The organism is Paenibacillus sp. NPDC058071 (assembly GCF_042885235.1).
Taxonomy (GTDB): domain Bacteria; phylum Bacillota; class Bacilli; order Paenibacillales; family Paenibacillaceae; genus Pristimantibacillus.
In genome coordinates, this window is sequence record NZ_JBHVSK010000011.1 from 188,790 (window position 1) to 212,824 (window position 24,035).

Sequence of the window (24,035 nt, forward strand, 5' to 3'; positions counted from 1 at the left end):
GTGTCTCGGCTGGGCCGACGGTGTCTCGGCTGGGCCGACGGTGTCTCGGCTGGGCCGACGGTGTCTCGGCTGGGCCGACGGTGTCTCGGCTGGGCCATTCGTGTCTCGGCTGGGCCGACGGTGTCTCGGCTGGGCCATTCGTGTCTCGGCTGGGCCGACGGTGTCTCGGCTGGGCCATTCGTGTCTCGGCTGGGCCATTCGTGTCTCAGTTGGGCCGAGTTAGCCTGGATTACTTCCCCAGTATGGCAAAAAGCCGCTCTCCGGGCTTGCCGGGAGCGGCTTTTATGCTTATTCGCCGTTCTTTCTTGCTTTACGTATTCCAATCGCTACAGCGGAAGCCGCAACGACCATAATAACAATCATCACAATGAGTACCGGCCATGCGGACAACGTCTCATTTCCGGCAGCGGCAGACCGTTCGCCGGCCGTTTGGCCAGAACGATCCGCAGCCTCTTTCTCCTTCGAGCTTAGGATTAATACTGGACTGTTGCTGCCGACTCCCGTCTCTCCACCTGTCGCCACAGCAGTCCCATCTGAAGAAGCATCTCCTTTTTGCTGCCCCTGCGCAGTCGAGGAATCTGGCAGTCCCGCTTTTTTAGCCAGCCATGCCTTTGATTCGCTCGCATCCGCAGCTTTAGCGGTCGGAGAACAAAGTGGGTTCTCCCACTTGCCATCCTTCTCTTTCAAGAAAAACAAATACTCCTCGCCAGATTCACTCGGGCCCCAAAGCGAACCCCAAGTGGCATCTTCGTCAAATGTTACTTGCTCGCCTGCGACGCCTTTATAATTTTCTTTGACCGTCGCTCGCACCTCGTTGTGGTCGTTCTTTTGCGTCACTTCTTCTACCCGCCCTAAGATGATGCCGTCGTAAGCCTCATACGATTTGCCGATATCATCTTGCACAGCGCAAGACAACGCGAACGCCTTAGTCGGTGTCGCTCCTAATCCGGCGATAAGCAGCAGTGCAACCCCATATAACACCCATTTTATCATCATCGTCTCATCACGCTCCAACTATTCAGACGAGACGGCCCGTTCAAAAGGTTGCAAGAGGTTATGCATGTGTAAAACCAATCTCCGTCGTTCTGTGGAACACCGCGCGCCGGCCTCCATACGTTGCTAATGATCTAGCATGACCTCAATACTAGTGCGGCGAAGCAAATTTGCCTATGCCCCCGCACTTATCGGAGGAGACACTTGCTCATTGGCGTTTTCTACGCGATAAGTCAGTACAAGTGGCTAAAATCATAAAATAACTGCGGAATCGCATTTATTTTTCACTGCATCGGCCCCGAAATGAAAAATAACTGCCATATGGCAGTTATTCGGAGCGATATGAGCTAAAATGCCGTTCAGGATAGGAAATAACTGCAGTTTCGCAGTTATTTCCCTTGTAACCTCCTAATATCGAAAAATAACTGCGATTTGGCAGTTATTTCGCGGAGTGCGAGCGTAAGCAACCATTCGAGAACGGATTTGCAGTTTCGCCCATACTAGATTTGAGTGCAGTTACTTTAAGCCAATTTTGCGGTTGATGCGGCTATTGCGGCTGGTGCGTATATTGCTGTTGATGCGTATATTGCGGTTGGTGCGTATACTGCGGTTGGTGCGTATATTGCGGCTGGTGCCGCTGGTGCGGCCTTTAACTGGAAGTGCTGCTTTTTCCAATTTACCGCTTTTCGTATTTTTACTACTTGCTACTTTCCTACTTTGGCGACTTTTGTTGCTATGCTATGCATTTGCATACGCTACACCCTTCGGGTACACTCAATCATTCCATGCTGCCCGGCAGCAGACGCTGCACGGTACCGTCGGGATATCCGATGAATGCTACGCTCGCCATGCCGATAAACAAGCCGTTATCGACGACGCCGACAATCCGATTGATCGCGTCATGAAGTTGAGCTGGATCGTCTATTCGTCCGAACGCACAGTCCGCGATATAGTTGCCATTGTCGGTCAAGTAAAACTCACCGTTTTCCCGCCTCCGCAGCGCTGGCAGACAACCAAGCCGCTGCAGCCTATTCATCGTCCATTCATGCGCGAATGGAACGATTTCGATCGGTAGCGGATAGCCGCCGAGCTTGTCCACCAGCTTGCCCGAGTCGGCGACGACGATCAGCTTCCGGCTGGCGGCGGCAACGATTTTCTCTCGCAGCAGCGCCCCGCCGCCGCCTTTTATAAGACGCAACTGACGGTCCAGCTCATCTGCACCGTCAATCGTCACATCGATTTCCTTCACATCCCCAAAGGCGATGAACGGAATGCCTAGCTCTCGAGCCTGCTGCTCCGACCGGATTGAAGTGGCTACCGCTTGTATGCGCAGCCCTTCCTTCACTCGCTCTCCGATTTTCTGAATGGCCCAATAGGCGGTTGATCCGGTTCCCAATCCGACGATCATACCGTCTGCAATTTCGTCGACGGCTCTTTCGGCCGCCATTTTTTTAGTATCCATATCCCTTTCAATCCTCCCGCTGTGGCACGCGTTACGGCACTGAAGACGCCATGTTCCAGGATGTATCGCAAATCGCAGCTTCCGCTGTCGCTTGCCATCCTTGTCACGAGCACATGCACCTTGCAGTTACTCTATCGTTTTAATAAAACAACTGATCCGATTCGCTTCTTTGAACCCGGCTTTGAGATGGAATTGGTAGCTAGCGTCGTTGCCCTGTTCAATGTCCGAGCCCATTTGCACACAGCCCTTTTCCTTCGTCCAGCGTTCTCCCCGACGAACAAGCTCCTTCGAGATTCCCTTCAACCGGTGAGGCGGTTTGACATAAATGCCTTCGACATAACCGACCGGGCTCGAATCCGATCCTTCCACGTAATCGCTTCGAATAGACAGCAGCACGAAAGCGATATAATGGCCGTCAACGGCGTATAAAAAAGCTGCATGATGCTCGGGATCAGCCAGCGTATCCGCCATTTCGGCAGTAAATGTCTTCTCATCGTTGTCGGACCACAGCTCAAGCGCCATCGCTACAAACTCGCCCATAACGCTGTCATCTACAGGTATTATATTGTGCATTTTTCTCCTCCGCTTTCATGTGACTTGTGCCTATCACTTTTGTCGCTGCGCCAAATCCTTCAATCCTCTGCTAGAGCGGAAAGCCACGCATCATAAAAGGCCTCCACAGACGAAAACCTCAGCTGCTTGCGCCCCTCTACTGCCCTTCTAGCAACGGAACGCTGCCGCTCACCCGCGTCCCACTTCTCCGCAGAACGGTCCAACTCCCCGCCTAACAGCCCAAAAGCAATCGCTCCCATGCGGAAAACATTCGTCCGGCTGTCGATAATGGCACCCAGCTCAAACTCCTCCGGAGCCATGAACCGGGAAGAACCCCACATGCGTCCCATCTCGTTCGTAAAAGGCAATTTGCAATAATAATCGATATCGCAAATTTTCGTCTCATTCCGGTTGAAATCGTATAAAAGGCTGCCGTCGTAGAAATCAACCGCCGCGAAGCCTTGTTTCTCGACAAACGCATGGAAGCGAAAAATCGAGTCGAGCGAAGCCAGCCGCTGCTCCACAGGCAGATTTTTATATTTATAAAAAGGAGAGTTCGGATCGGTATATTTGGCTGGAGGCGGGTAAACCCAGTGCGGATGCAAGTTTTCGCCCTCGAACCATTCGAAGACGGCAGTATAGCCGCCACCGTTCACAGGAAAGTGATCCAGCAGTTCAATCAAACATGGATGCTTGAGTTCTTCATAGACGGGCATGGCGTTGCGCAGCCGCTCTACCGCCGCTTCCGGCTCGCCGTCATAATGGACGGTTCTCGCTCCGGCGTATTTCACGAATCGTTTTACTCCACCCTTTTCAACGCCAAAGCTAATATTGCCTGAATCCTGCTGATCGAACACCGCAATAACGCGTCCCAGCTCCTTCAACCAATGAAAATCCGCTTCTTCCTTCAACTCAAATGTCACACTGTCCAGCGAAAATGATCGATTCAATCACTCAGCCTCCCATTTTACAAAAAGCCCCAGCGTGCGTTATGGCGCCACAGGAGTCATACGTCAAGACCACGCCTCCCGGAGCGCGGTGCCATCGCGACACGCGGTGCTCGGTCACACTTCGGCGGTCAAGCGCAACACGATGAGCACGATGTGCACGATGACTGCGCTCCTACACCACTTTTTCGTTATAGCTGAAAATGTGTTTTGATTCTTAGAGCCGTTTCTTCCGGGCTCAAATTCATATTATTAATGCGCAAATAATGGTCTCGGTCGATTTCTCCCTCATAGGAATTGAGCCGATGGTTATCCATAGTGGAGATCAAGTTCCGCTCAGAACGATCGATGTCGCGTTTCGTCGGCTTGTGAAGCAAACGATGCGGCGTTTTATTCCGTTTCAGCCGCTCCTCCAGCCCCGCTTCCAGCTCGACCAAATAAACCTCCGCCTCATGGGACTCGAACAGTTCGATCAGGCCGTCGATATAATTCCAGTCGCTCTCCAAATCGAATGCCCAAACATAAGTAAAAATCATTCCTTCCTGATCGCTTGCTGCAAACGCTTCGAACAGCTCCTGCCTGAACAGACCCACAAGTCGCTGACCCTCGGGCGAGCCATAATTGAAAAAGGGGGAAACCAGTTCAATCGTCATATGATTATGGAACAGCTTTAAGCCCGTTTGCTTCTCCAATTCCTGACCGACCGTCATTTTGCCGACCGCTTGCGGTCCGAATATAATGACCAGTTTCAATGAAAACATCTCCTTCCAGCGTTGCGTAACTTAACGGCTCGGGATCGCTTTCCCATCTTAATAAAGAAACGTGCATGCAGCGATCCTTCTCCAGTTTCGTGGTTATATTGCCTGCGATTCAGTGCGATCAAATACGAGCTTCAAAAAGCCGACCGCTTTAATCTCGATTTCGTGCCCTGACTCCGTAGAGTATCTGTCGCGAACCGCTGTATGAAAAAAGGCATGTGTCATCGCTCTGCTCCTCCAATCGAGAGCTTCGTCCTCTTTCGAGCAAACTCTGCCGTCTGTCGGAGAATAAACGCACTCGATTCCATGTTTCTTCGCAAGCCAGCTTTCATAATTCGCCTCGGTAGGCCGGGTAGCGAATAGTGTAATGAGTATGAAAATAACTGCGAAGAGGATTACCCTTCTTTTCTTATTCAAATTTGTCCTCCTTCTTGCCGCGTTCGTCGTCATAAAAGCGTTCCGCTCACTCGGCTGCTTCATACTTTGCTTTCCCCTAAAACGAACCTATCGATACTTCTATTATTCCACAGCTTGAAAAATGGGTAAATATTGAAATGATTCAATTTTGTATTTCATCTTTATTCGATGCCTTAGATTAACGGCTGTTCAAGCTGAACGGATGCTGCAACTTTAACGGACTTTTTCAATTATTATTGCTTTTTGGTTGATACAGTTGATACAATAAATCAAAAGTTATTATAAATTCGGTTTTTGAAGAAAGGAAATCCATGTCAACTTATCCATATTTCCGAATCAAAGAGGATATAAAAAAACGGGTGCTGGAAGGCGAATGGCTCGGCGATACGCGTCTGCCTTCCAGCCGGGACTTCGCCGAATCGTATAAATCGAGCGTCAATACGGTCGAAAAAGCGATTAAGGAGCTGTGCGCCGAAGGACTGCTCCGCCGCGACAAACGGCGCGGCACGTTCATCGAGAACGGCGTGTCCTTCCCGCTTGGACAAAACCGTTCGGGACTCGTCGCCGCTTCCGTCGTCGGCATCGACAACCCGCTCTGGTCGTCGGCGCTGCGCGGCATCCAGGACGTGCTCCAACTGCGAGGCTATCATTTGCTTAGCTACAGCGACGACCGCAGCTTGGACAAGCTTGAATCTCTTATAAAAGGGGCGGTCGCCAAGCGTGTGGACGGGGTTATCCTCAGCCCGATTCACGACCATAACCATGAGGAGCGGAATCAGCGACTTTACGAGCTGCTTCGAAGCAATGGCATCAAAGTCATTTTTCTGGATCGTTACATGTATAACAACGACGTTCCTTTCGTAACCAGCGATAACGCAGCCGGGGCCTACAAACTGACGAAAATGCTGATCGACAAAGGGCATCGCCGTATTCTGTTCCTCCGTAACTCCGATCTAAGCACGTTCAACGAACGTTTGCTCGGCGTTAAGCAAGCTTTTATCGACTCCGGCGTCGACTTTGCCCCCGAGCAGGACGTGCTGCTGCCAACCGAGTTTGAGGATTTCACCGATGAATTGGAGGCGTACAGCGACCGATTGGCGGCGGTTATCGAGGAGAGGGGCTGCACGGCCATTTTTTCTGCAAACGACCTGATTGCCGAAGCAACGATCTCTGCGCTGGACAAGCTGAATCTGTCCGTCCCGGAGGACGTGTCGTTCGTCACTTATGACGCAGTGAACCTCAACATTAAGCTGAAGCTCGACGTTACCGGCATTAATCAACCTTTCTACGATATGGGCAGAACGGCCGCCCTGCAATTGATGAATTTGCTCGAAGGCAAAGAGCATCTGTCCGTGCTCGGACAAATATGCAAAGGCGAGCTTAATTACGGCAGCTCAATCGGAAAAGCGGCAGCTCAAACAGTCGTATAACGTTGCGTTACTCCCCCTTCTCTATAAACAAATAAACCGCGTTTGCCCGCGAAAAATGGAAAGAGACCGAATCAATTCGGTCTCTTTTTCTGTGTCATCTGTATCAATCTAATTAATATATTTAAATCATTATTGACACAGAAGATAATCAGTTTTATGATTAGGCTGTAAAATAACACAGAATAATCTAATCTGTATCACACAAATGATACAGAAGAGTCGGAGCAAAACATCAACCAGCCGTGCAGCGAGTGCTCCGACACTCTTTTGGTTCCGGTTGTAAGCGCTGTCGCTCAATCTAGCTCGGGGCGCAGCCTTCAATATTTTATTACCATTGAGGGGGTAACGCAGTGCAAAAGCAAGTTAGAAAAGCTGGTATGATTTTATTACTTTCCATCGCAATGACAGCGCTTGCCGCTTGCGGCAACGGCAACAACGGCGGCAGCAATCAGCCGTCCGACGCTTCCGGCAATCCGTCGAACGCGGCTACCGAAAAGCCTGCTTCCGGCAAAAAGGAAAAGCTCGTTTACTACGGTTTTTCCGAATGGGTCACTGATCCGAACATCGCAACCGCGCTCGGTGAGCTAAAAGCCAAGTTCGAAAGCGAAAACCCAGGCTATGAAGTCGAATTCCAAAGTGATCCATGGGGAACGTGGGAAACCAAATACAAGGTCATGTTCGCCAGCGGCAACGCTCCAGACGTCTTTATCGTAAACAATCCGGATTTCCCAACCTTCGCCAACTCCGGTTATTTGCTTGATCTTGGCGCCACGCTCGGCGAAGACTCTTTCAACGATTTCTTCCCTGGCATTCTGTCTATGTACGGCTGGGAAGGCAAGCACATGGCGCTGCCTTATACGACAGACGCTCGCGTCCTCTGGTATAACAAGGAAATATTCAAGCAAGCCGGTCTCGATCCAGAAAAGCCGCCGACCACTTGGGCTGAGCTTCAACAGTACGCTGCACAAATTACCGAAAAAACGGGCGGTAAAGTGGCTGGCTTTGGTCTCGACCTCGGCTTGAAGGAGTTCCCGGCGCAAAGTCTGTACACTGCTACGACTGGCAACGTCATTACCGTGGACAACGGCACGATCACTCCAACCGTGAACACGCCTGAATTTAAAGGCTACTTGCAACTGCTTGCTGATATGAAGCCTTCCTATCAAGCGGACTACGCGACGCTGGATCATATCAAAGTCAGTACGCTATTCGCGCAGCAAAAGATCGGCATGGTCATTGCAGGCACATGGGTAACCGATCAAAACGCTGACCTGAAGGAAGCAACGTTCTACGGCCAGTCACTCGTTCCGAAAATGGACGCAAACGCGCCATACGGATCGTTCGGCGGCGGCTTCGGCATCGCCGTCTCGGCTAAATCGAAGCATCCAGAAGCAGCGGCGAAGCTGGCTCAACTGTTCACATCGGTCGAATTCAATGGCCGCACGATGACGGACGTACCCGCCAACAACGCGGCGCTTCCTGCCTCGAGATTTGCAACCGACCCAACTTACGCTGTTTTCAAAGAGCAAATCCAATATGCCCGTCAATCGCAGCCGAAAACGCTGTACTACAAAGAAATTGATGCCGCTATCTACGACACGGTTACGAAAGTAACAGTCGGCGGACAGCCAATCGATAAAGCTGTAAGTGATCTCGAAGCGAAAATTAAAGAAATCGCAGCACAAAAGTAAACGGCTTAAGCAGGCCGCGCTAGCGCATTCCGGCGCGGCCTGTCTTTTTCAAAAGCCGAAGTTCAGGAGACATGCATATGACAGACAAGCGGCTTATTCGCAAGTTTATTCCATACTTCTATCTGCTGCCCTCGCTGATCGTTATCGTCAGCCTGCTGGCCTATCCGCTCATCTACAATTTTTACGTCAGCTTCCATCGCTGGCAATTGAGCAGACCCGACAAGCCTTTTATCGGCTTCGACAATTTTAGCGCTGTTATAAGCGACGATATTTTCAAAAAGGTATTGCTAACAACGATTATATGGACGGTATGCGGCGTCGTGCTGCAAATGGCGGTGGGCTTGCTGGCCGCTCTTTACGTAGACGAGCGGAGAAGAACGAAGGGCCTTTTACGTTCCGTCATGCTGCTGCCCTGGGTACTGCCAGGCGTCGTTACCGCTTTGATGTGGAGCTGGATGCTCCAATCGGATATGGGTATCGTGAACGATATTTTAAGCTATCTGCATCTGATCGATAAAGATATTTCATGGCTAGGCCCGGACAAAGCGCTCGGCACGCTCGTGTTCGTGAATACATGGAAGGCGTTCCCGTTCTGGTTCCTGATGCTGCTCGCCGCCTTGCAGGATATTCCGGACGATCAGCTCGAAGCGGCCCGCATCGACGGCGCTCGCTGGTTCAGCATCGTTCGCTACATTAAAGTGCCTCATCTGATGCCGATTATCGGAGCGACGGGCGTTATTACGACGATTTGGACGCTGAACTACTTTGACCTGATCTGGGTTACGACCAAAGGCGGTCCGATGGACGCCACCTCCACCCTTCCGATCTATACGTATCGGCTGGCATTCGAATTTTTCGACTTCGGCAAATCTTCGGCAATGGCGCTGATTAGTCTCGTCATTATCGGGATTATCTGTTCGCCGTATATGCGTGCCATGCTGAAATCAGTGAAGGAGTGAGCATCTTGAAAGCCGTTAAACCATTGAAAACCGCCATTAATGTCGTCATTATCGCCGCCATTATGATCGTTATTTTATTTCCTTTATATTGGCTGCTAGCGACCTCATTGAAGCCGTCGAACGAAATTTTTCGCGATCCGCCGACGCTGATTCCGGAAATTTTCACTCTTGAGCACTATACGAATGTTTTTCGCAGCTCGGAAATTCCGACTTACTTCTGGAACTCGGTCATCAATACCGGCGGCACCGTGCTGATCGTGCTCGCGCTCGCCAGCTTCGCCGCCTACAGTATGACCCGCTACGCTTTTAAAGGAAAACTGGCTTATTTCACCGTTATTTTATTCGCGCAAGTGATGCCGCTGACGACGCTGATCGTACCGCTGTACATCATGTGGGGCAAGCTGCATTTGCTCGATTCGCACGTCAGCATCATTTTGACCAATTGTGCGATTATGCTGCCGATGGCGATCTGGCTGCTGACCGGCTATTTTAAAAGCGTGCCCAAGGACATTGACGAAGCCGCTACGATCGACGGCGCTTCCTCGCTTGGCATTTTGTTCCGGATGGTCATTCCGCTTGCCCGTTCCGGGCTGGTCGCGGTCGGCCTGACGGTGTGCATTACCGCATGGCAGGAAATGATGCTCGCGATGACCTTTGTCAACACCGACGCGATGCGCACTTTGCCTGCAGGCATCAATACGTTCATAACGAAATCCGGTATCCAATGGGGACCGCTCAATGCGGCGGGAATCGTGACCACCTTGCCTGTATTGCTCGTCTTTGTCGTATTCCAGAAGGCGCTCGTCCGGGGCTTGACCGCCGGCGCGACGAAAGGCTGATCTTTATCGCAGCCTCTCCCGCTTTCGCATTTCAACTACCCATCAGTAACCCGGAGGCGTTCAAATGTATACAAAAGAGAGACTCTTTCATATTAAAAAATGGATCAAGGGAAAAGAAAACCTGCTGTACCGCGAGCTATCCGCCGCAACCTTCGATTACGCTCCGCTCAGTCGTTGGGCTTCCTATGAGGAAGCCCAGCAGCTGCCATTCTCCCCAGCCCTCCCGGGCGAAGTCTGGGGCGAGAAATGGCAATACGGCTGGTTCCACAGCACGATCGAGCTGCCGCCGGAGGCTGCTGGCAAACGGATCGAGCTGCTGCCGCGCTTCGGTTCGGAAAGCACCGTTTACGTAAATGGCATACTGGCTGGGGCCATCGACCTTCAGCACAAAACGATTACGCTGACGACCTCCGGCGAACCCGGAGCACGCTACGAGATTATGGCTGAGGCTTACGCCGGTCACGATCGCGAGCTGCCCTTATACACGCACGGCTCGCTCGTTGTCTCGAACGAGGAGCTGTATCAATTTTTTATCGATCTAGAATCGCTCACTCAGTTGCACAACAGCATCGCGTCAGAATCGCTGCGCGCCGCTGAGATCGAAGCTGGGTTCGAGAAGCTGATCGCACTAATGGACTGGAGCCTCGAGGGCGATGTACTGGAAGAAGCAGCCCGCCAAGGCAGAGCCGTTATGAAGCCGCTGCTCGACTGCGTGAACGGCTCCACTGCGCCAAAGCTGTTCATGATGGGCCAGTCCCATCTCGATATCGCCTGGCTGTGGCCGATTGAAGAAACGAAACGGAAAATTGCCCGCACGCTTTCCAACCAGTTGGCGTTGCTGGAGCAGTACCCGGAATACATCTATGTACAAAGCCAGCCCTATTTGCTGCAATTGACGAAAGAGCTGTATCCTGAGCTCTACGAGCGCGTGAAACAATACGTCGCGGAAGGTCGAATCGTGTTAGAGGGTGCAATGTGGCTCGAGCCGGATACGAATATACCGAGCGGCGAAAGTCTCGTTCGCCAATTGCTCTACGGCAAAGCGTTTCTGCAAAAAGAGTTCGGCAAGGACAGCGAAATGCTCTGGCTTCCCGACGTGTTCGGCTACTCCGGCGCACTTCCGCAATTGATGCGCAAGAGCGGCGTCAACTATTTCGCTTCGGTGAAAATGTATCAAACGTACGACAACGAAGTCGACCCGTTCCCATACAATACGTTTATGTGGGAGGGCATCGACGGCTCGGCGGTCCCTGTTCATCTGCTTGATTACGGTCCATTTCCAAATCCGGCTGACGTCAACTATGCAAATTTTCAATGGAATGAGCGGATTCAAAAATACGGCATCTCCACCCGTCTCGTCCAATTCGGCTACGGTGACGGCGGCGGCGGCGCGAACCGCAGCGATCTCGAGTTTCTGCGCCGTATGAAAAATTTGGAGGGCGCGCCTAAAACCGAGATTACTTCTCCGATCGCCTACTTCGAGGATCTGGAGCAGCGCGGCGGAACGGACAATCGTTATGTTGGCGAGTTGTATTATTCCGCTCACCGCGGTACCTTTACCTCGCAGGCGGCGATGAAGAAAGGCAACCGCGCAGGAGAAGCTGCTTTACGGGAGGCGGAGACGCTAAGCACGATGGCAGCGCTATTCGCTGGCAAGCCTTATCCGGCGGCCGAGCTGGAGGAAACGTGGAAGAAGCTGCTGCTGCTGCAATTCCACGATATTTTGCCGGGAACGTCCATTCATCGCGTGCATGTTGAAGCGCGGCAAGGATTCGAGGATATGCTGCAATCGGCAGCCAGACTGAGCCAGGAAGCTGCTTCCGCGCTCGTGGGCGTGCAGTCGGCAGCAGCGGCAAGCGGCTGGACGTTGTTCAATGTGCTGCCTTGGAAGCGCCGCGCTCTGTTGGAGCTTCCAGAGGGGTATGCAGGAGGCGCAACGGACAGCTTGGGTCGCTCGCTTCCGGTACAGGAGGCGAATGGCAAACGTTTCGCGCTCGCCACGCTCCCAGCTGGCGGCAGCTTGTCCATTGAGCCGAGTGAAGCGGCTGAGGCAGTTGGCGGTGATGCTGCTGGGGCGATTGTTCGCGCGACGAACGACAGTCTGGAAAACGAATGGCTTCACATTCGTTTCAACGGCCGCGGCGAAATCGTCAGCGTTTGGGACAAAGAGCGCGAGACGGAATGGACGAACGGCCTGTGCAACCAGTTCCGGTTATTCCGCGATCAAACGTCCGACTACGACGCTTGGGAACTTGACCGTCGATATGCAGCCAGCGAACTGGAGCTGACGGAAGCGGCCGAGATCCGCATTGCAACAGAAGGACCATTGTTTGCAGAGCTGGAAATCAGCAGACGGATCGGCCAGTCCGATGTCGTTCAAACCATTCGCTTAGAAGCCGGAAGCCGACGCGTCGATTTTAAAACCAGAATCGACTGGCAAGAGCGCCACAAGCTGCTGAAAGTCGGTTTCGACGTCAATCTGCACACGAACGAAGCGCTGCACGAAATGCAGTACGGCTTCGTCAAACGGCCGAATCATTTCTCTCGTCCGCATGATGCAGACCGCTACGAAGTAAGCCAGCACCGCTGGTCGGCCTTCGTCGAGGGAGACCGCTGCTTCTCATTGCTGAACGACAGCAAATACGGCATCAATACGTATGGCAAAGAAATGAATTTGACGCTGCTGCGCGCCCCTTCCTATCCGGACGAAACGGCCGATCTGGGCGTGCATGAGTTCACTTTTGCGATGCATATCTGGAACGGCGGCTTCTCCAGCAATCCAGTCATTCGCGAGGCGGCGGAGCTGAACACGCCTATCGCCCGAGCGGCCGGTATCGCTGGCGCATACGAAGGTCTGCTGATTGTCTCCGCTCCTAACGTCATCGTCGATTCGGTGAAAATGGCGGAGGACGGCTCCGGCGATGTCATCGCCCGCCTCTACGAAGCAAAAGGCATGTCGGCGGCACGCGTATCGTTGAACAGCAGCTTCCGTTTCGCCAGCCTTCGGGAAACCGATCTGCTTGAGGGGAACGCCGGAGAAGAGCTCGTATCTGACAATAGCAGCGATGTCGAGTCCGAAGTGCACCTTTCGTTCAAGCCGTTCGAGGTCAAAACGCTCCGTTTTGCACGGATTTAAGCAGCGTTGGCACTGCTGGGAGGATGATTGCAATCGGCGAACAATAAGTAGACGAGTGCAACCGTCCAAGTAAAGTAATATGTAAATATAATAAGTAAGTACAAACTGCAAGGATGCTTCTAAAGAGAGTTACTATTCGATAGAAACATACACTTGCACTTCAAAGGACCTTACTTCCGCTGCAACGCGGGGATAAGGTCCTTTTTAATACCCCGTTGCGACCGTGCCGAGATAAATGCCCGTATGCCGCCATGTTGAGATACGCCGCGGACCCTATCCCCCTGCTCGCCATCCCTTCTCTCCCTCCGGCCGAATCAAATATATACGAAAAATCATATATATTTTAACGAAAAACAGAAAAATGGCTAATTATATATGAAATTTCGTATATAATTCAACAAATCGGGCCATTTACGAAAATTATGTATGAAAATTCATATATATTGAATCAAGGCCGTGTTCTCGGCCACTTGATATGTCTGGTGCTTGTTCTGTACGAGCGGGGCAACAGAATTTTCGAGTTCAAAACTGGTAATAGTGCTTTTAGAGTATGGTAGTCGTGCGAGCAGACTCCTTTCTCTAATCGTTTTGACAGAGACAGCCCGAGAATAACCTTGTCAGGACTACGAGCTCCATTCACCCATTTCCTCGTACTGCCTACCCCGGCATTGAACCGTCGCCAAACAACCAAACTAACAAAGCAAAAAGCCGACGAAATGAATCATTCGCCAGCTTTCTGTGTTCAAGGGACTTCTACAACGAACGGGACGGTGAACACCTGACCGCCGCGCTGGAATTGCCCCCATAATTTATAGATGCCGCTGCGAGGAAACGTAGTCTCGAACGTCGCCTCCGGTCCGGCTCCCGCCTCTTCCAGCGGATGCACGTGCAAGAACTGCTCCGCATCTTCGCTCAAAATAACGACATGTCCGATCGCTCCCAAATACGGCTGGAGGTCCTCGATCGGCTTTTTCGTCTTGGCGTCCGAGAACCGGAACGTCAAGGCCGTCTCTGCTCCTGCAGCTAAAGTGCCGTGCGAAAGTGTGGCATCAACCGCGCTCACTGTTTTAAGCGTCCCTTCCTTATCCGGGATAATCGGTTGCGGCGCCGGCTCCTTGCCCTGCACTGTCAACCAATCGCTGCGCTGCACCGCATGGCTCAATCCGCTAAGCGTAAAATCGGCAATTAGCTTGTATTCGCCTGCCGCCGGAAACGAGACGGAGACTTCGAATTTGCCGCTGCCTTTATATTCTGGATGTGCATGCTCGAAATAGGATAAATCTTTGCTGACGATAATGAGATGCATCAGCTTCTCATGGACAATCTCGAATGCGTCATACGGCTCTCCATCCGGTGTCTGAATTTGCATAGAGATCGTTGCCGCTTTTTTCGCTTCGACATGTCCGTTGTCCGAATAACTGAATACGGCCTGGATGCTGTCCTGGTTGCCCGATTCCTCGTGTTTATTGGAGCTGATTACGCCTTCGCCTTCGCCGTCTGCTTTACTTCCGTGGTTGCCATGCTCCGAGCCATGCTCGTTATGACTATTATGAACGGCAGCATCGTCGCCCTGTTGGACGGCAGGCGTGCTTTGGGGCTCCGAGTTGCCGCAGCCTGCCAGAAACAGCAGTCCTCCTAAAGCTGCCAATTGCCATACCTTTGTATTCATCTTATCCTCCTGCACGGTTCGTTTGTTCACCGACCGTCCGGCCGGTGAATTTTCTCCAGCATCGCTTTTTCGCAGTCCAATTAAGCCTGTCCTTCTTGCAACTTACTGCCGCGACCTTTATATCTACATACTAACTTATTTTACAATTTAACCCTTTGCAAACGCAATGCGTTCAGTACGACCGATACCGAGCTCAGCGCCATGGCCGCGCCCGCTACCCAAGGAGCAAGCAAGCCGACTGCGGCGACCGGAATGCCGAGCGTATTATATCCGAGCGCCCAGAATAGATTTTGTTTGATGTTGCGCATCGTTTTCCGGCTCATCAAGATCGCATCGGCAATACCGGTAAGCTCGCCGCGCATTAGCGTCACGTCGGCCGCCTCCATCGCAATATCTGTGCCCGTCCCGATAGCAATCCCTACATCCGCCGTCGCCAGCGCCGGAGCATCGTTGATGCCGTCGCCAACCATCGCCACCCGTTTGCCTTGCGCCTGCAGCTTCTTCACTTCCTCGGCTTTTCCTTCCGGCAGCACTTCGGCTAAAGTATGCCCGATGCCAACCTGTTTGGCAATCGCCTCTGCCGTTCTCCTGTTGTCGCCAGTTATCATCATTACCTCGATGCCAAGCTCCTTCAGCTTCGCAATCGCTTCCTTCGACGATTCCTTCACTGTATCGGCAACGGCGACAAGCCCAACATACTGACCGTCCACCGCAGAAAGCATCGCCGTTTTGCCCTCCGATTCCAGCCGTTCCATAGTTGCCTCGGCCGCTCCGAAATCAACCGATTCCAGACGCATCAGCTTCCGTGTACCGACCGCCACCGTCCGTCCGTCAACGATTGCTTTAATACCGTAGCCAGGCAGCGCCTCGAACTGATGAACCTCGCCCAGAGGCAATCCTTTCGCTGCAATGCCCGCTACAATCGCTTCCGCCAGCGGATGTTCGGATTGCTTCTCAGCCGCACCGATTAAGCGCAACGCTTCTGCTTCGTCCATGCCGGTGATCATCACGTCGGTAAGTTCAGGCTTGCCTTTCGTAACGGTGCCCGTTTTGTCCAATACGATGGTGTCGACGCTCCCCATCGCTTCCAAATGCTCGCCGCCTTTGAATAAAATGCCGTGTTCGGCCGCCCGTCCCGAGCCTGCCATAATCGATGTAGGCGTCGCCAGACCGAGGGCGCAAGGGCAGGCGATAACCAATACTGCAATCGCCTTTTCAAGCGCTTCTGCAAAATCCCCCGGCACGACGGCAAAGAACCAGATGAGAAAGGTGAGCGCAGCGATGCCGACGACGATCGGCACGAAAATGCCGGATATTTTATCAGCGACGCGTTGAATTTCAGCCTTCGAGCCTTGCGCCTCTTCCACGACTTTAATAATTTGCGCCAGCGCCGTATCCTTACCAACGCGAGTCGCTTTAACGACCAAGCGGCCGTTGCGGTTCACGGTAGCGCCGATAACGGCAGTACCCGGTCCCTTTTCCACCGGGATACTCTCGCCGGTAAGCATCGACTCGTCGACAGCGGAAGCACCCTCTACGACTTCTCCGTCAACCGGTATTTTCTCTCCCGGCTTCACAAGCACAATATCGCCGAGCAGTACATTTTCAACCGGAATGGCCAGTTCTTCGCCGTTTCGAATGACGGTTGCCGTTTTCGCCTGCAGACCCATCAGCTTCTTGATCGCCTCCGACGTACGGCCTTTAGCCAGCACCTCGAACAGCTTGCCCAGCACGATGAGCGTAATCAACACGGCGCTCGTTTCAAAATAGAGACCCGGCATCTCGTGATGGCCATGGCTTCCGGCCGAGCTTGCCCAATCCAGTGTGACATAGAGGCTGTAGAAGTAAGCCGCCGATGTCCCTAACGCTACGAGTACGTCCATATTGGCGCTCTTATTGCGGAGCGCTTTATAAGCGCCGGTATAAAACGGCCAGCCGATTATAAATTGCACCGGCGTCGCCAAAGCCAATTGCATCCACGGGTTCATGAATATTTCCGGAAGATAGATGCCGGACGTGAAGGAGAAGTGACCGACCATCGCCCAGAGCAGAGGAAACGATAGCACTGCGGAAACGATCAGCTGCAGCTTTTTGTTCCGAAGCTCCTTCTTTTTTCTTTCCTCGTTCGACTGTCCATCTTCTTTCACTGCCGCTTTATAGCCTAGCTGCACAACTTTATCCGTCATCGTCTGCATCGTAATTTCAGAAGCGTTGTATTCGACATGCGCCGTTTCCATCGCGAAGTTGACAGTTGCTTTCGTTACGCCCGGAAGCTTATTCAATCCCTTCTCGATCCGGTTGGCGCATGCCGCGCAGGTCATGCCTTCGATCTCAAGCGTCGCCTGCTCTTGCAAGGTCCGTTGCTCCATAGTTAACCCTTCTCTCTATATACCCTAAGGGGGTATATTTTGTTGAAAAAAAATAGCCTACTTCTCTTTTGTTATAAAAAACGAAGGAACCGCCGCCAGCGGCTTTTTTCGCTGTTGCAGTACTGCAATGCGTTTTGAAAACTGTCATCGTGTTTTCTTTAGGTATGTCCGGGGCGCGCTATTGCGCAAAAGTCTTGGCCTAAGGAGATGCGGCCCGTCAGGACGGGGCGCGACGGCAATTGCTTCGCCATCCGCCCCTTATCGCGTCAACGGAATTATACGACGTCGTAGCCTTGATCTTCGATCGCTGTCTTGATGGCATCCAGCGAAACTTTCGATTCGTCGAATTCGACTGCCACCGATCCAGCCGACAAGTTTACTTTGCCGACGGCTCCCAGCTTTTGAAGCGCGCCTTCCACAGAATTAACGCAATGATTGCAGGACATGCCTTGCACTTTCAATGTAGTAGTTGCCATAACGATAGCCTCCCGTTATTTAATCAATTTATTCATGGTCACCATGAGCTCTTTAATGACGTCATTGTCACCTTCTTGAATCCGTTCGAGCACACAGCTGTTCAAATGATTTTCCAAGAGCAGTTTGCCAACGCTGTTCAGCGCTGATTGAATGGCTGCAATTTGATTCAGCACGTCGTCGCAATACGTATCTTTCTCGATCATGCCCTTCACTCCGCGAATTTGCCCTTCGATCCGGTTCAATCGGGAAACGAGGTTGCTCTTCGTCTTATCGGAGTGGTGACTCTTCCGATCGGAATCACTATGACAGCTTTCCGTTACAGCCGTAAGTCCATCCAGCTCATGTTGCGTCATCGGCATAACCTCCTCTCAACATCAATATACCATACCCCTGTGGGGTATGCAAGTTGCTTTTTAGCCTATTCTATTACTTGTTTTAGTTTTCGCTCCATCCATGCATAATCGACCGCTCCCAATACTCTATCGCGCACGATACCATCGGCGTCAACGACAAAGGTGGTCGGATAGCTGCGAATCCGGTATCGCTCCATAACCGATCCCGCTTCATCCAGCGCTATTGGGAAGGTAAGGCCGTATTTCTCAGCAAATTCTTCTACATTCTGACTGCTCTTCTCGGTTGCCGTCATGTTGACGGAAAGGATAACCGCTTGATCGCCATACTTCACATGCAGCTTCTCCATATGAGGCATTTCGGCGCGGCAAGGCGGACACCATGATGCCCAAAAGTTGATGAAAACCGGCTTTCCCCGCCATTCCGACAGACTTGTTTCCTTGCCGTCCAGCGTTGTCAGTTTGAAATCGGGCGCAAGCTGCCCTTCTTTCAGGCCCGTTTGTATTCCTGATTGCAAACCAGCGGCAACTTCCTCCGGTCTCGCTCCTCCGCTATAGTCGATAAGCAAAATAGCGGACAGGGCTGCGGCCGCAAGCGTGCCTTTAGCAGCCAGCCGCCGAAAGTCTGTTTGGTGCGATTCGTTAACCTGCAAGAAGAAAAACAGCAAAGCAAGCATGGAAGCCGCTCCATACAGCCATCCGTCTAGCGAAGGAATTTCGATAACGGCTTGGACGAAAAAGCGAACTCCAAGCCAGCCGTATACCATAATGGACAGCCAACCGGCGATAACTGGATAACCAACTCCCGCTCGTCGCCCGCGTATGACGATATAGACCACTGCGACAGCAGTCGCCAGCGCCATGCCGTAAGCGCCTCCGCTGAAGTAGAGCAAGGACCTCCAATCACGGATTACGCCGGCAGGGTCGAACAGAACGAGACTGAATTTCCAGACGGCTACCCATAGCCATGCCGCGTTCACCGCATCGGACACCCGGCTGACGTCTTCCCGGCCTTTGCGCGCACGCAGCCAAAGACCTGCTGCCCCGGCCATGCCGCTTAATAAGTAAATGACGATTTCAAGGTTAAGAACTAACGAACCGAGCTGTACCGTATACATCGATTGAGCTGCTCCTTTATTTTGTCCTTTTTGCCATTGTACCATGATCGGCGTTAAAGCTTCACTTCACCTCTGCTAAAACAAACAGCCTCCCGGCCGTCGTTTCAAGACGGAGTCGGAAGGCTGTTTATTCGTTTTCGAAATATGTGTGTCGTAGCCAACGCTTTGCTGCGTCCTGAGGTAAAGGAGGGCCATCGGTGAATTTACCATCAACGTGAGCCAGTGAGACGGGAGAATATCGCGCTTCATTTCAACGGATTTAGATAGAAAGGAGCTTCCTTCTAATGAAAAAACGCCTGCGATATGCCGTGAAGGCAAACCGCAAGCGCAGGTAATCAAACCGAACGAACGATCCTAGAATCTTATTTGCTCATCCATTCTGGTTTAGAAAAGCCTTGGAACTGCTCGTCGATCGTTTTCTCAAAAGCGTCCGATTCGATGACTTCTTTCAGATCCTTCGCAAATTGCGCATCTGTATCTTTCGTGCGCACCGCGACAACGTTCCGGTAGTTTTCAGCCATATTTTCTAGCTGCATGGCTTTCGTCAAATCCATGCCCGCCGCCAGCGCGAAGTTGCCGGCAACGACAGACAGATCGGAGCTGTCGAGTGTACGAGGCAGTTGAGCTGCCTCAAGCGTAGTAATTTTTAAATTTTTTGGATTCGTCGCGATGTCCTTCTCGGAAATTTTCGTCGGTTCCGCGTCGGCTTTGATCGTAACCAGTCCAAGGTCTTGCAGAAGCAGAAGCGAGCGGGCCAGGTTTGCCGGGTCGTTCGCAATTGTAAGGCTGCTGCCGTCTTTGATCTCGTCAATCGATTTGAATTTATTCGAGTAGAGGCCCATCGGAGCCGTAGGAACGCTTATGACCGAGCTAAGGTCAAGCTTGTTGTCTTCAGAAAACTTTTTCAAATAAATGATATGCTGAAACAGGTTGGCGTCAATCGAGCCGTTGTCCAGCGATTTATTCGGCTGTACGTAGTCGTTGAACTCGACCACTTCGATTTTATATCCTTTCTCTTCCATCAGCGGCTTAATCGCTTTACTCACCATATCGCTGTAAGGACCGGCTGTCGCGCCGATTTTTAGCGATTTCTTCTGTTCGGAGGCGCCGCCTCCTGCTGTGTTGCCGTTCTCTTTGTTCCCGCCGCAAGCGGCCAGCATAGCTACTAGCAGGATCAATACTGTCAGAATTGCAAATTGCTTTTTCAAAAACATTCTCCCCTTTTCTCTAAGCTGTCTGAACTTATTTATGTCAACGTTTATCTACTTTGCGCGAAGCCCAGTCGCCAACGAACTGGATGATTTGGACGAGCACGATTAGCAAAATAACCGTTGTAAACAACACTTGATTGTCATAGCGATAGTACCCGTAACGGATCGCCAAGTCGCCAATGCCTCCTCCGCCAACCGTACCGGCCATTGCCGAGAAGCCGAGGAGGCTGATTGCGGTGATCGTCAATCCGGAAATAATGCCGGATTTCGCCTCAGGCAGCAGTACCTTGCGGATGATGAACCATGGCCTTGCCCCCATTGCTATAGCTGCCTCGATTATGCCCTTGTTTACCTCCCGAAGCGACTGCTCAACCAGCCGGGCGAAAAACGGAATCGCTGCAACCGACAGCGGCACCGACGCGGCCGAAGGGCCGATCGTCGTTCCGAGCAGAAACTGCGTAAACTTCAGCAGCAATACGAGCAGGATAAGGAACGGAATCGAGCGTACGATATTGGACACGACGCCCAAAATGAGGTTAAGCGGGCGGTTTTCAGAGAAGAGCCCTCTGCTGCTGACGAACAGCAATACGCCCAGCGGCAAGCCTAGTACCAACGCGATAAGAAGCGAGACACCGACCATATAGAGCGTTTCGTAAAACGCTTTTCCCATGTCGGGAAGGATCTCGATCAAGGATTCAAGCACGGCCGATCACCTCCACGATGCAGGATCGATCGGTTAAATACCGGATGGCGTCCGCGATCTCTTCATTGCTTCCCGTCACTTCCATGATGAAAATACCGAGCGGTTTATCGCCGATATAATCGATTTTACCGTGCAAAATATTCGCCTGAATGCCGCTTTCCTTCAGCAGATCGGAAATGATCGCCTGTTCGGCCGCATCGTCGCGGAATAACAATTTAAGCACTTTGCCCGCCGGGTCCAACTTATCCCATAGTTTGTCCGGAAGCTTGAATTCCAGCACATTGCTGATAAACTCGCGAGTCAGCGGCTCTAACGGATTGGCAAAAATCTCGTATACACTGCCTTCCTCGATCACTTTGCCGCTCTGCATAATGGCGACGCGGTGGCAGAGCTCCTTGACGACTTCCATTTCATGAGTAATGAGGATAATCGTCAATCCCAGCTTACGGTTGATTTCGCGCAGCAAGGCGAGTATCGCTTGCGTCGTGGTCGGGTCGAGCGCTGACGTCGCTTCGTCGCAAAGCAGAACTTGCGGATCGTTAGCAAGCGCTCTGGCGATGCCGACGCGCTGCTTTTGCCCGCCGCTTAGCTGGGCCGGGTAGTTGTCCGCCTTGTCGGCAAGACCGACGAGTTGCAGCAACTCCTTCACTTTGCCTTCGATCGAAGCTTTCGGCGTATCAGCCGCTTCCAGCGCGAGCGCTACGTTTTCGAAGACGGTTTTACTATTTACTAAGTAGAAATGCTGAAAAATCATGCCGATTTTCTGCCGTGCTTTTCTCAGCTCGTTTTTGCTCAGCGACGTCAAATCGACGCCGTTTACAAGCACTTTGCCGGAAGTCGGCTGCTCCAGCAGATTGATGCATCGCAGCACCGAGCTTTTGCCCGCGCCGCTGTAGCCGACGATGCCGAAAATTTCACCTTTTTGTATATGAAGATTGACGTGATCTACGCCAACGACCGTTCCTTTATTCGTTTTGTACAGCTTGTACAAGTCTATGAGCTGAATCAACGATGTTACCTCCCAGCAGCACCTGATGTCAATGTTGAAAATCTCTTCATTCCGATAAATCTAATCCGATTATTATAGCATAACTAACCTGTGGGTACGACTTTTATTATTTTCCTTGGTGGAGGCCGTCATGCTGAATGTTGTGGCATTTAAGGTAAAAAAATGTTTCCTTTGTATGCGCCTGCTTCTTTATACTAAGTAAGAGTGCTTGTACACATTATTGCTCGCCTGGTGTTTGGTAGGTGCTGGGTAGGTGCTGGGTAGACGCTGGGCAGGGCGAAATACCATTAGCACGGTGAGCCTGGAGCTGCGGTGTGAATGATCATCTGCACCGTGTGCGGGGCTTGTGTAATATGTGCAACTTCATCGTGCGCTGGGTTTGTGCGGTGATAAGGTATCGCTGCTTGATGGCGGTCCGGCGAACACATTTGTTATGCGACTGTGGAGTGAGCGTTGTGAATGTGAGTGAGAGCTTGACCATCTTCATCTTACGCTGGAATTGTACTGTGAGTGGTATTCCGCTGTATGGCGGTGGACGGGCGAATATATTGTCATGCGATGGTGGAGCGTGCGTTGGAATGTGAGTGAGAGCTTGGCATCTTCAGCGTGCGCTGGAACTGTAATGTTCGACATATTGGTGTTTCGCTGCATGATAGCATTCGGGCGACCTCATCATCAATGTGACTGTGAAATGTACGAAGCTAACTTTTCGTCGTGCGCGCTGTTTAGCCCTTATGGTTGGTCATACCATCACTTATCAGACGACGATGCACCGTCCGCTAGAATCTAGCTGTTCATCGTGCGTGGTTTCGCCGTTTACGGCGGGTGAGAATGTGTGCGACGATAGAGCGTAGGTTGACGAGGACAAAAGTATTTGAAATTGGAGGCTGTTATTCTTATGCAAATGGAATTAAAAAGCGTTGCAGTTTATTGCGGGTCCAGCTTCGGGACATCCGAAGTTTATAGAGAAGCCGCTGTGCGGCTCGGGCAGGAGCTAGCGGAACGCGGCTTAACGCTCATATATGGAGGAGCCAGTGTTGGACTCATGGGAGCAGTCGCAGATGCGGTGCTCGAGGCAGGCGGCAGTGTGACAGGAGTCATACCGACTCTGCTTGAAGCACGGGAAATATCCCATCGCAATTTAACCGAGCTAATTGTCGTTGATTCCATGCACGAACGCAAGCGGACGATGATCGAGCGCGCGGATGGTTTTATCGCGCTGCCGGGCGGCCCAGGAACGATGGAAGAACTGTTCGAGGTCATGACGTGGAGCCAGATCGGCTTGCATCAAAAGCCTTTCGGCTTGCTCAATATCAACGGTTACTACGACCAGCTGATTCAGTTTTTCGACCATATGAACAAAGAGGGCTTCTACAAGGACGAGTACCGGGAAAACGTGCTGGTTAGCAGCGATCCAGCTTCGCTACTGAACACGTTCGCCACTTACCACGCGCCGGGCGTGAAGACGTATTGAGTGTGAGGAAAGCTGGAGATTAACGCCCAAGCTCCTGTAAGGTGAAAAAGCACCTTACGGGAGCTTGGGCGTTTTGTTTTCGCTTCTGTAAGACGGTTTTCCGGCTTACAGAGACTCTAACGCGGCATTTTTGCTTCTGTAAGACGGTTTTCCGGCTTATGGAGACTCTAACGCGGCATTTTTGCTTTTGTAAGACGGTTTTCCGGCTTACAGAGACTCTAACGCGGCATTTTTGCTTCTGTAAGACGGTTTTCCGGCTTACGGAGCTTCTACTGTGGCGTTTTCCCCGCCTGTAAGGCGCTTTCGACTCTTACAGCACCCCAGCCAGCTCCTTTTTCCGCCTGTAAGGCGCTTTCGACTCTTACAGCACCTCGGCCTGGATGTAGACTAAAAAGTAGACACGCTGTAACAGCGACCTGATACAATAAAACTAACAAAAAAGGTCGAGGTGTGTCATGGGAGATATCCGCC

General features: G+C 51.9%; 21 protein-coding genes. 6 read left to right on the forward strand and 15 right to left on the reverse strand.

Going from position 1 to position 24,035, the window contains the following annotated elements:
• Positions 1–288: 288 nt before the first annotated feature.
• The 7 genes from ACFVTB_RS19010 to ACFVTB_RS19040 all read right to left on the reverse strand — a co-directional run bounded on the left by ACFVTB_RS19010 (position 289) and on the right by ACFVTB_RS19040 (position 5,192).
• Positions 289–996 carry a hypothetical protein gene (locus tag ACFVTB_RS19010; RefSeq protein WP_387752495.1) on the reverse strand — a complete coding sequence of 236 codons (708 nt, stop codon included), beginning with the start codon at positions 994–996 and terminating at the stop codon, positions 289–291.
• A 513-nt stretch (positions 997–1,509) separates the two neighbouring features.
• Positions 1,510–1,668: a hypothetical protein gene (locus ACFVTB_RS19015; protein ID WP_387752498.1), complete on the reverse strand. Its 159-nt coding sequence runs from the start codon at positions 1,666–1,668 to the stop codon at positions 1,510–1,512.
• Positions 1,669–1,771: 103 nt separating this feature from the next.
• Entirely contained in the window at positions 1,772–2,455 is a 684-nt protein-coding gene (gene rpiA / locus ACFVTB_RS19020; protein WP_387752501.1) for a ribose-5-phosphate isomerase RpiA, read from the reverse strand.
• Positions 2,456–2,581: 126 nt separating this feature from the next.
• A complete protein-coding gene (gene aac(6'), locus ACFVTB_RS19025) occupies positions 2,582–3,028 on the reverse strand; it encodes an aminoglycoside 6'-N-acetyltransferase (protein ID WP_387752504.1) in 447 nt (148 codons plus the stop codon).
• 59 nt (positions 3,029–3,087) lie between these two features.
• Positions 3,088–3,957 carry a serine/threonine protein kinase gene (locus tag ACFVTB_RS19030; RefSeq protein WP_387752507.1) on the reverse strand — a complete coding sequence of 290 codons (870 nt, stop codon included), beginning with the start codon at positions 3,955–3,957 and terminating at the stop codon, positions 3,088–3,090.
• A 188-nt stretch (positions 3,958–4,145) separates the two neighbouring features.
• Positions 4,146–4,706: an AAA family ATPase gene (locus tag ACFVTB_RS19035; RefSeq protein WP_387752510.1), complete on the reverse strand. Its 561-nt coding sequence runs from the start codon at positions 4,704–4,706 to the stop codon at positions 4,146–4,148.
• 102 nt (positions 4,707–4,808) lie between these two features.
• On the reverse strand, positions 4,809–5,192 hold the full coding sequence (locus tag ACFVTB_RS19040) for a hypothetical protein (RefSeq protein ID WP_387752512.1): 384 nt from the start codon (positions 5,190–5,192) through the stop codon (positions 4,809–4,811).
• 248 nt (positions 5,193–5,440) lie between these two features.
• Here ACFVTB_RS19040 and ACFVTB_RS19045 point away from each other — a divergent pair, with 248 nt between their 5' ends.
• The 5 genes from ACFVTB_RS19045 (at position 5,441) to ACFVTB_RS19065 (ending at position 13,184) form a co-directional block, all read left to right on the forward strand.
• On the forward strand, positions 5,441–6,559 hold the full coding sequence (locus ACFVTB_RS19045; protein ID WP_387752515.1) for a GntR family transcriptional regulator: 1,119 nt from the start codon (positions 5,441–5,443) through the stop codon (positions 6,557–6,559).
• A 350-nt stretch (positions 6,560–6,909) separates the two neighbouring features.
• The gene (locus tag ACFVTB_RS19050) at positions 6,910–8,250 is read left to right on the forward strand and encodes an extracellular solute-binding protein (RefSeq protein ID WP_387752518.1); all 1,341 of its coding nucleotides are present in this window, start codon (positions 6,910–6,912) and stop codon (positions 8,248–8,250) included.
• A gap of 77 nt (positions 8,251–8,327) precedes the next feature.
• The gene (locus tag ACFVTB_RS19055) at positions 8,328–9,209 is read left to right on the forward strand and encodes a carbohydrate ABC transporter permease (RefSeq protein ID WP_387752521.1); all 882 of its coding nucleotides are present in this window, start codon (positions 8,328–8,330) and stop codon (positions 9,207–9,209) included.
• A gap of 5 nt (positions 9,210–9,214) precedes the next feature.
• Positions 9,215–10,048 carry a carbohydrate ABC transporter permease gene (locus ACFVTB_RS19060; RefSeq protein ID WP_387752524.1) on the forward strand — a complete coding sequence of 278 codons (834 nt, stop codon included), beginning with the start codon at positions 9,215–9,217 and terminating at the stop codon, positions 10,046–10,048.
• Positions 10,049–10,112: 64 nt separating this feature from the next.
• A complete protein-coding gene (locus ACFVTB_RS19065; protein ID WP_387752527.1) occupies positions 10,113–13,184 on the forward strand; it encodes an alpha-mannosidase in 3,072 nt (1,023 codons plus the stop codon).
• A gap of 742 nt (positions 13,185–13,926) precedes the next feature.
• Here ACFVTB_RS19065 and ACFVTB_RS19070 read toward each other — a convergent pair.
• The 8 genes from ACFVTB_RS19070 to ACFVTB_RS19105 all read right to left on the reverse strand — a co-directional run bounded on the left by ACFVTB_RS19070 (position 13,927) and on the right by ACFVTB_RS19105 (position 22,090).
• Positions 13,927–14,853: a hypothetical protein gene (locus tag ACFVTB_RS19070; RefSeq protein ID WP_387752530.1), complete on the reverse strand. Its 927-nt coding sequence runs from the start codon at positions 14,851–14,853 to the stop codon at positions 13,927–13,929.
• Between the two features lie 140 nt (positions 14,854–14,993).
• Entirely contained in the window at positions 14,994–17,222 is a 2,229-nt protein-coding gene (locus ACFVTB_RS19075; protein WP_387752532.1) for a heavy metal translocating P-type ATPase, read from the reverse strand.
• A gap of 275 nt (positions 17,223–17,497) precedes the next feature.
• A complete protein-coding gene (gene copZ / locus ACFVTB_RS19080; protein WP_387752535.1) occupies positions 17,498–17,698 on the reverse strand; it encodes a copper chaperone CopZ in 201 nt (66 codons plus the stop codon).
• Between the two features lie 15 nt (positions 17,699–17,713).
• Complete coding sequence (locus tag ACFVTB_RS19085) at positions 17,714–18,052, reverse strand: metal-sensitive transcriptional regulator (RefSeq protein WP_387752538.1); 339 nt, start codon at positions 18,050–18,052, stop codon at positions 17,714–17,716.
• A 65-nt stretch (positions 18,053–18,117) separates the two neighbouring features.
• Positions 18,118–19,167 carry a TlpA family protein disulfide reductase gene (locus tag ACFVTB_RS19090; protein ID WP_387752540.1) on the reverse strand — a complete coding sequence of 350 codons (1,050 nt, stop codon included), beginning with the start codon at positions 19,165–19,167 and terminating at the stop codon, positions 18,118–18,120.
• Positions 19,168–19,529: 362 nt separating this feature from the next.
• Positions 19,530–20,375, reverse strand: a complete 846-nt coding sequence (locus ACFVTB_RS19095; RefSeq protein ID WP_387752543.1) for a MetQ/NlpA family ABC transporter substrate-binding protein — start codon at positions 20,373–20,375, stop codon at positions 19,530–19,532.
• 43 nt (positions 20,376–20,418) lie between these two features.
• Positions 20,419–21,048 carry a methionine ABC transporter permease gene (locus tag ACFVTB_RS19100; protein ID WP_387752569.1) on the reverse strand — a complete coding sequence of 210 codons (630 nt, stop codon included), beginning with the start codon at positions 21,046–21,048 and terminating at the stop codon, positions 20,419–20,421.
• A 25-nt stretch (positions 21,049–21,073) separates the two neighbouring features.
• Positions 21,074–22,090 carry a methionine ABC transporter ATP-binding protein gene (locus ACFVTB_RS19105; protein ID WP_387752546.1) on the reverse strand — a complete coding sequence of 339 codons (1,017 nt, stop codon included), beginning with the start codon at positions 22,088–22,090 and terminating at the stop codon, positions 21,074–21,076.
• A gap of 898 nt (positions 22,091–22,988) precedes the next feature.
• On the opposite strand from ACFVTB_RS19105, the gene ACFVTB_RS19110 reads away from it, so the two are divergent.
• A complete protein-coding gene (locus tag ACFVTB_RS19110) occupies positions 22,989–23,564 on the forward strand; it encodes an LOG family protein (RefSeq protein WP_387752549.1) in 576 nt (191 codons plus the stop codon).
• Positions 23,565–24,035 lie beyond the last annotated feature (471 nt).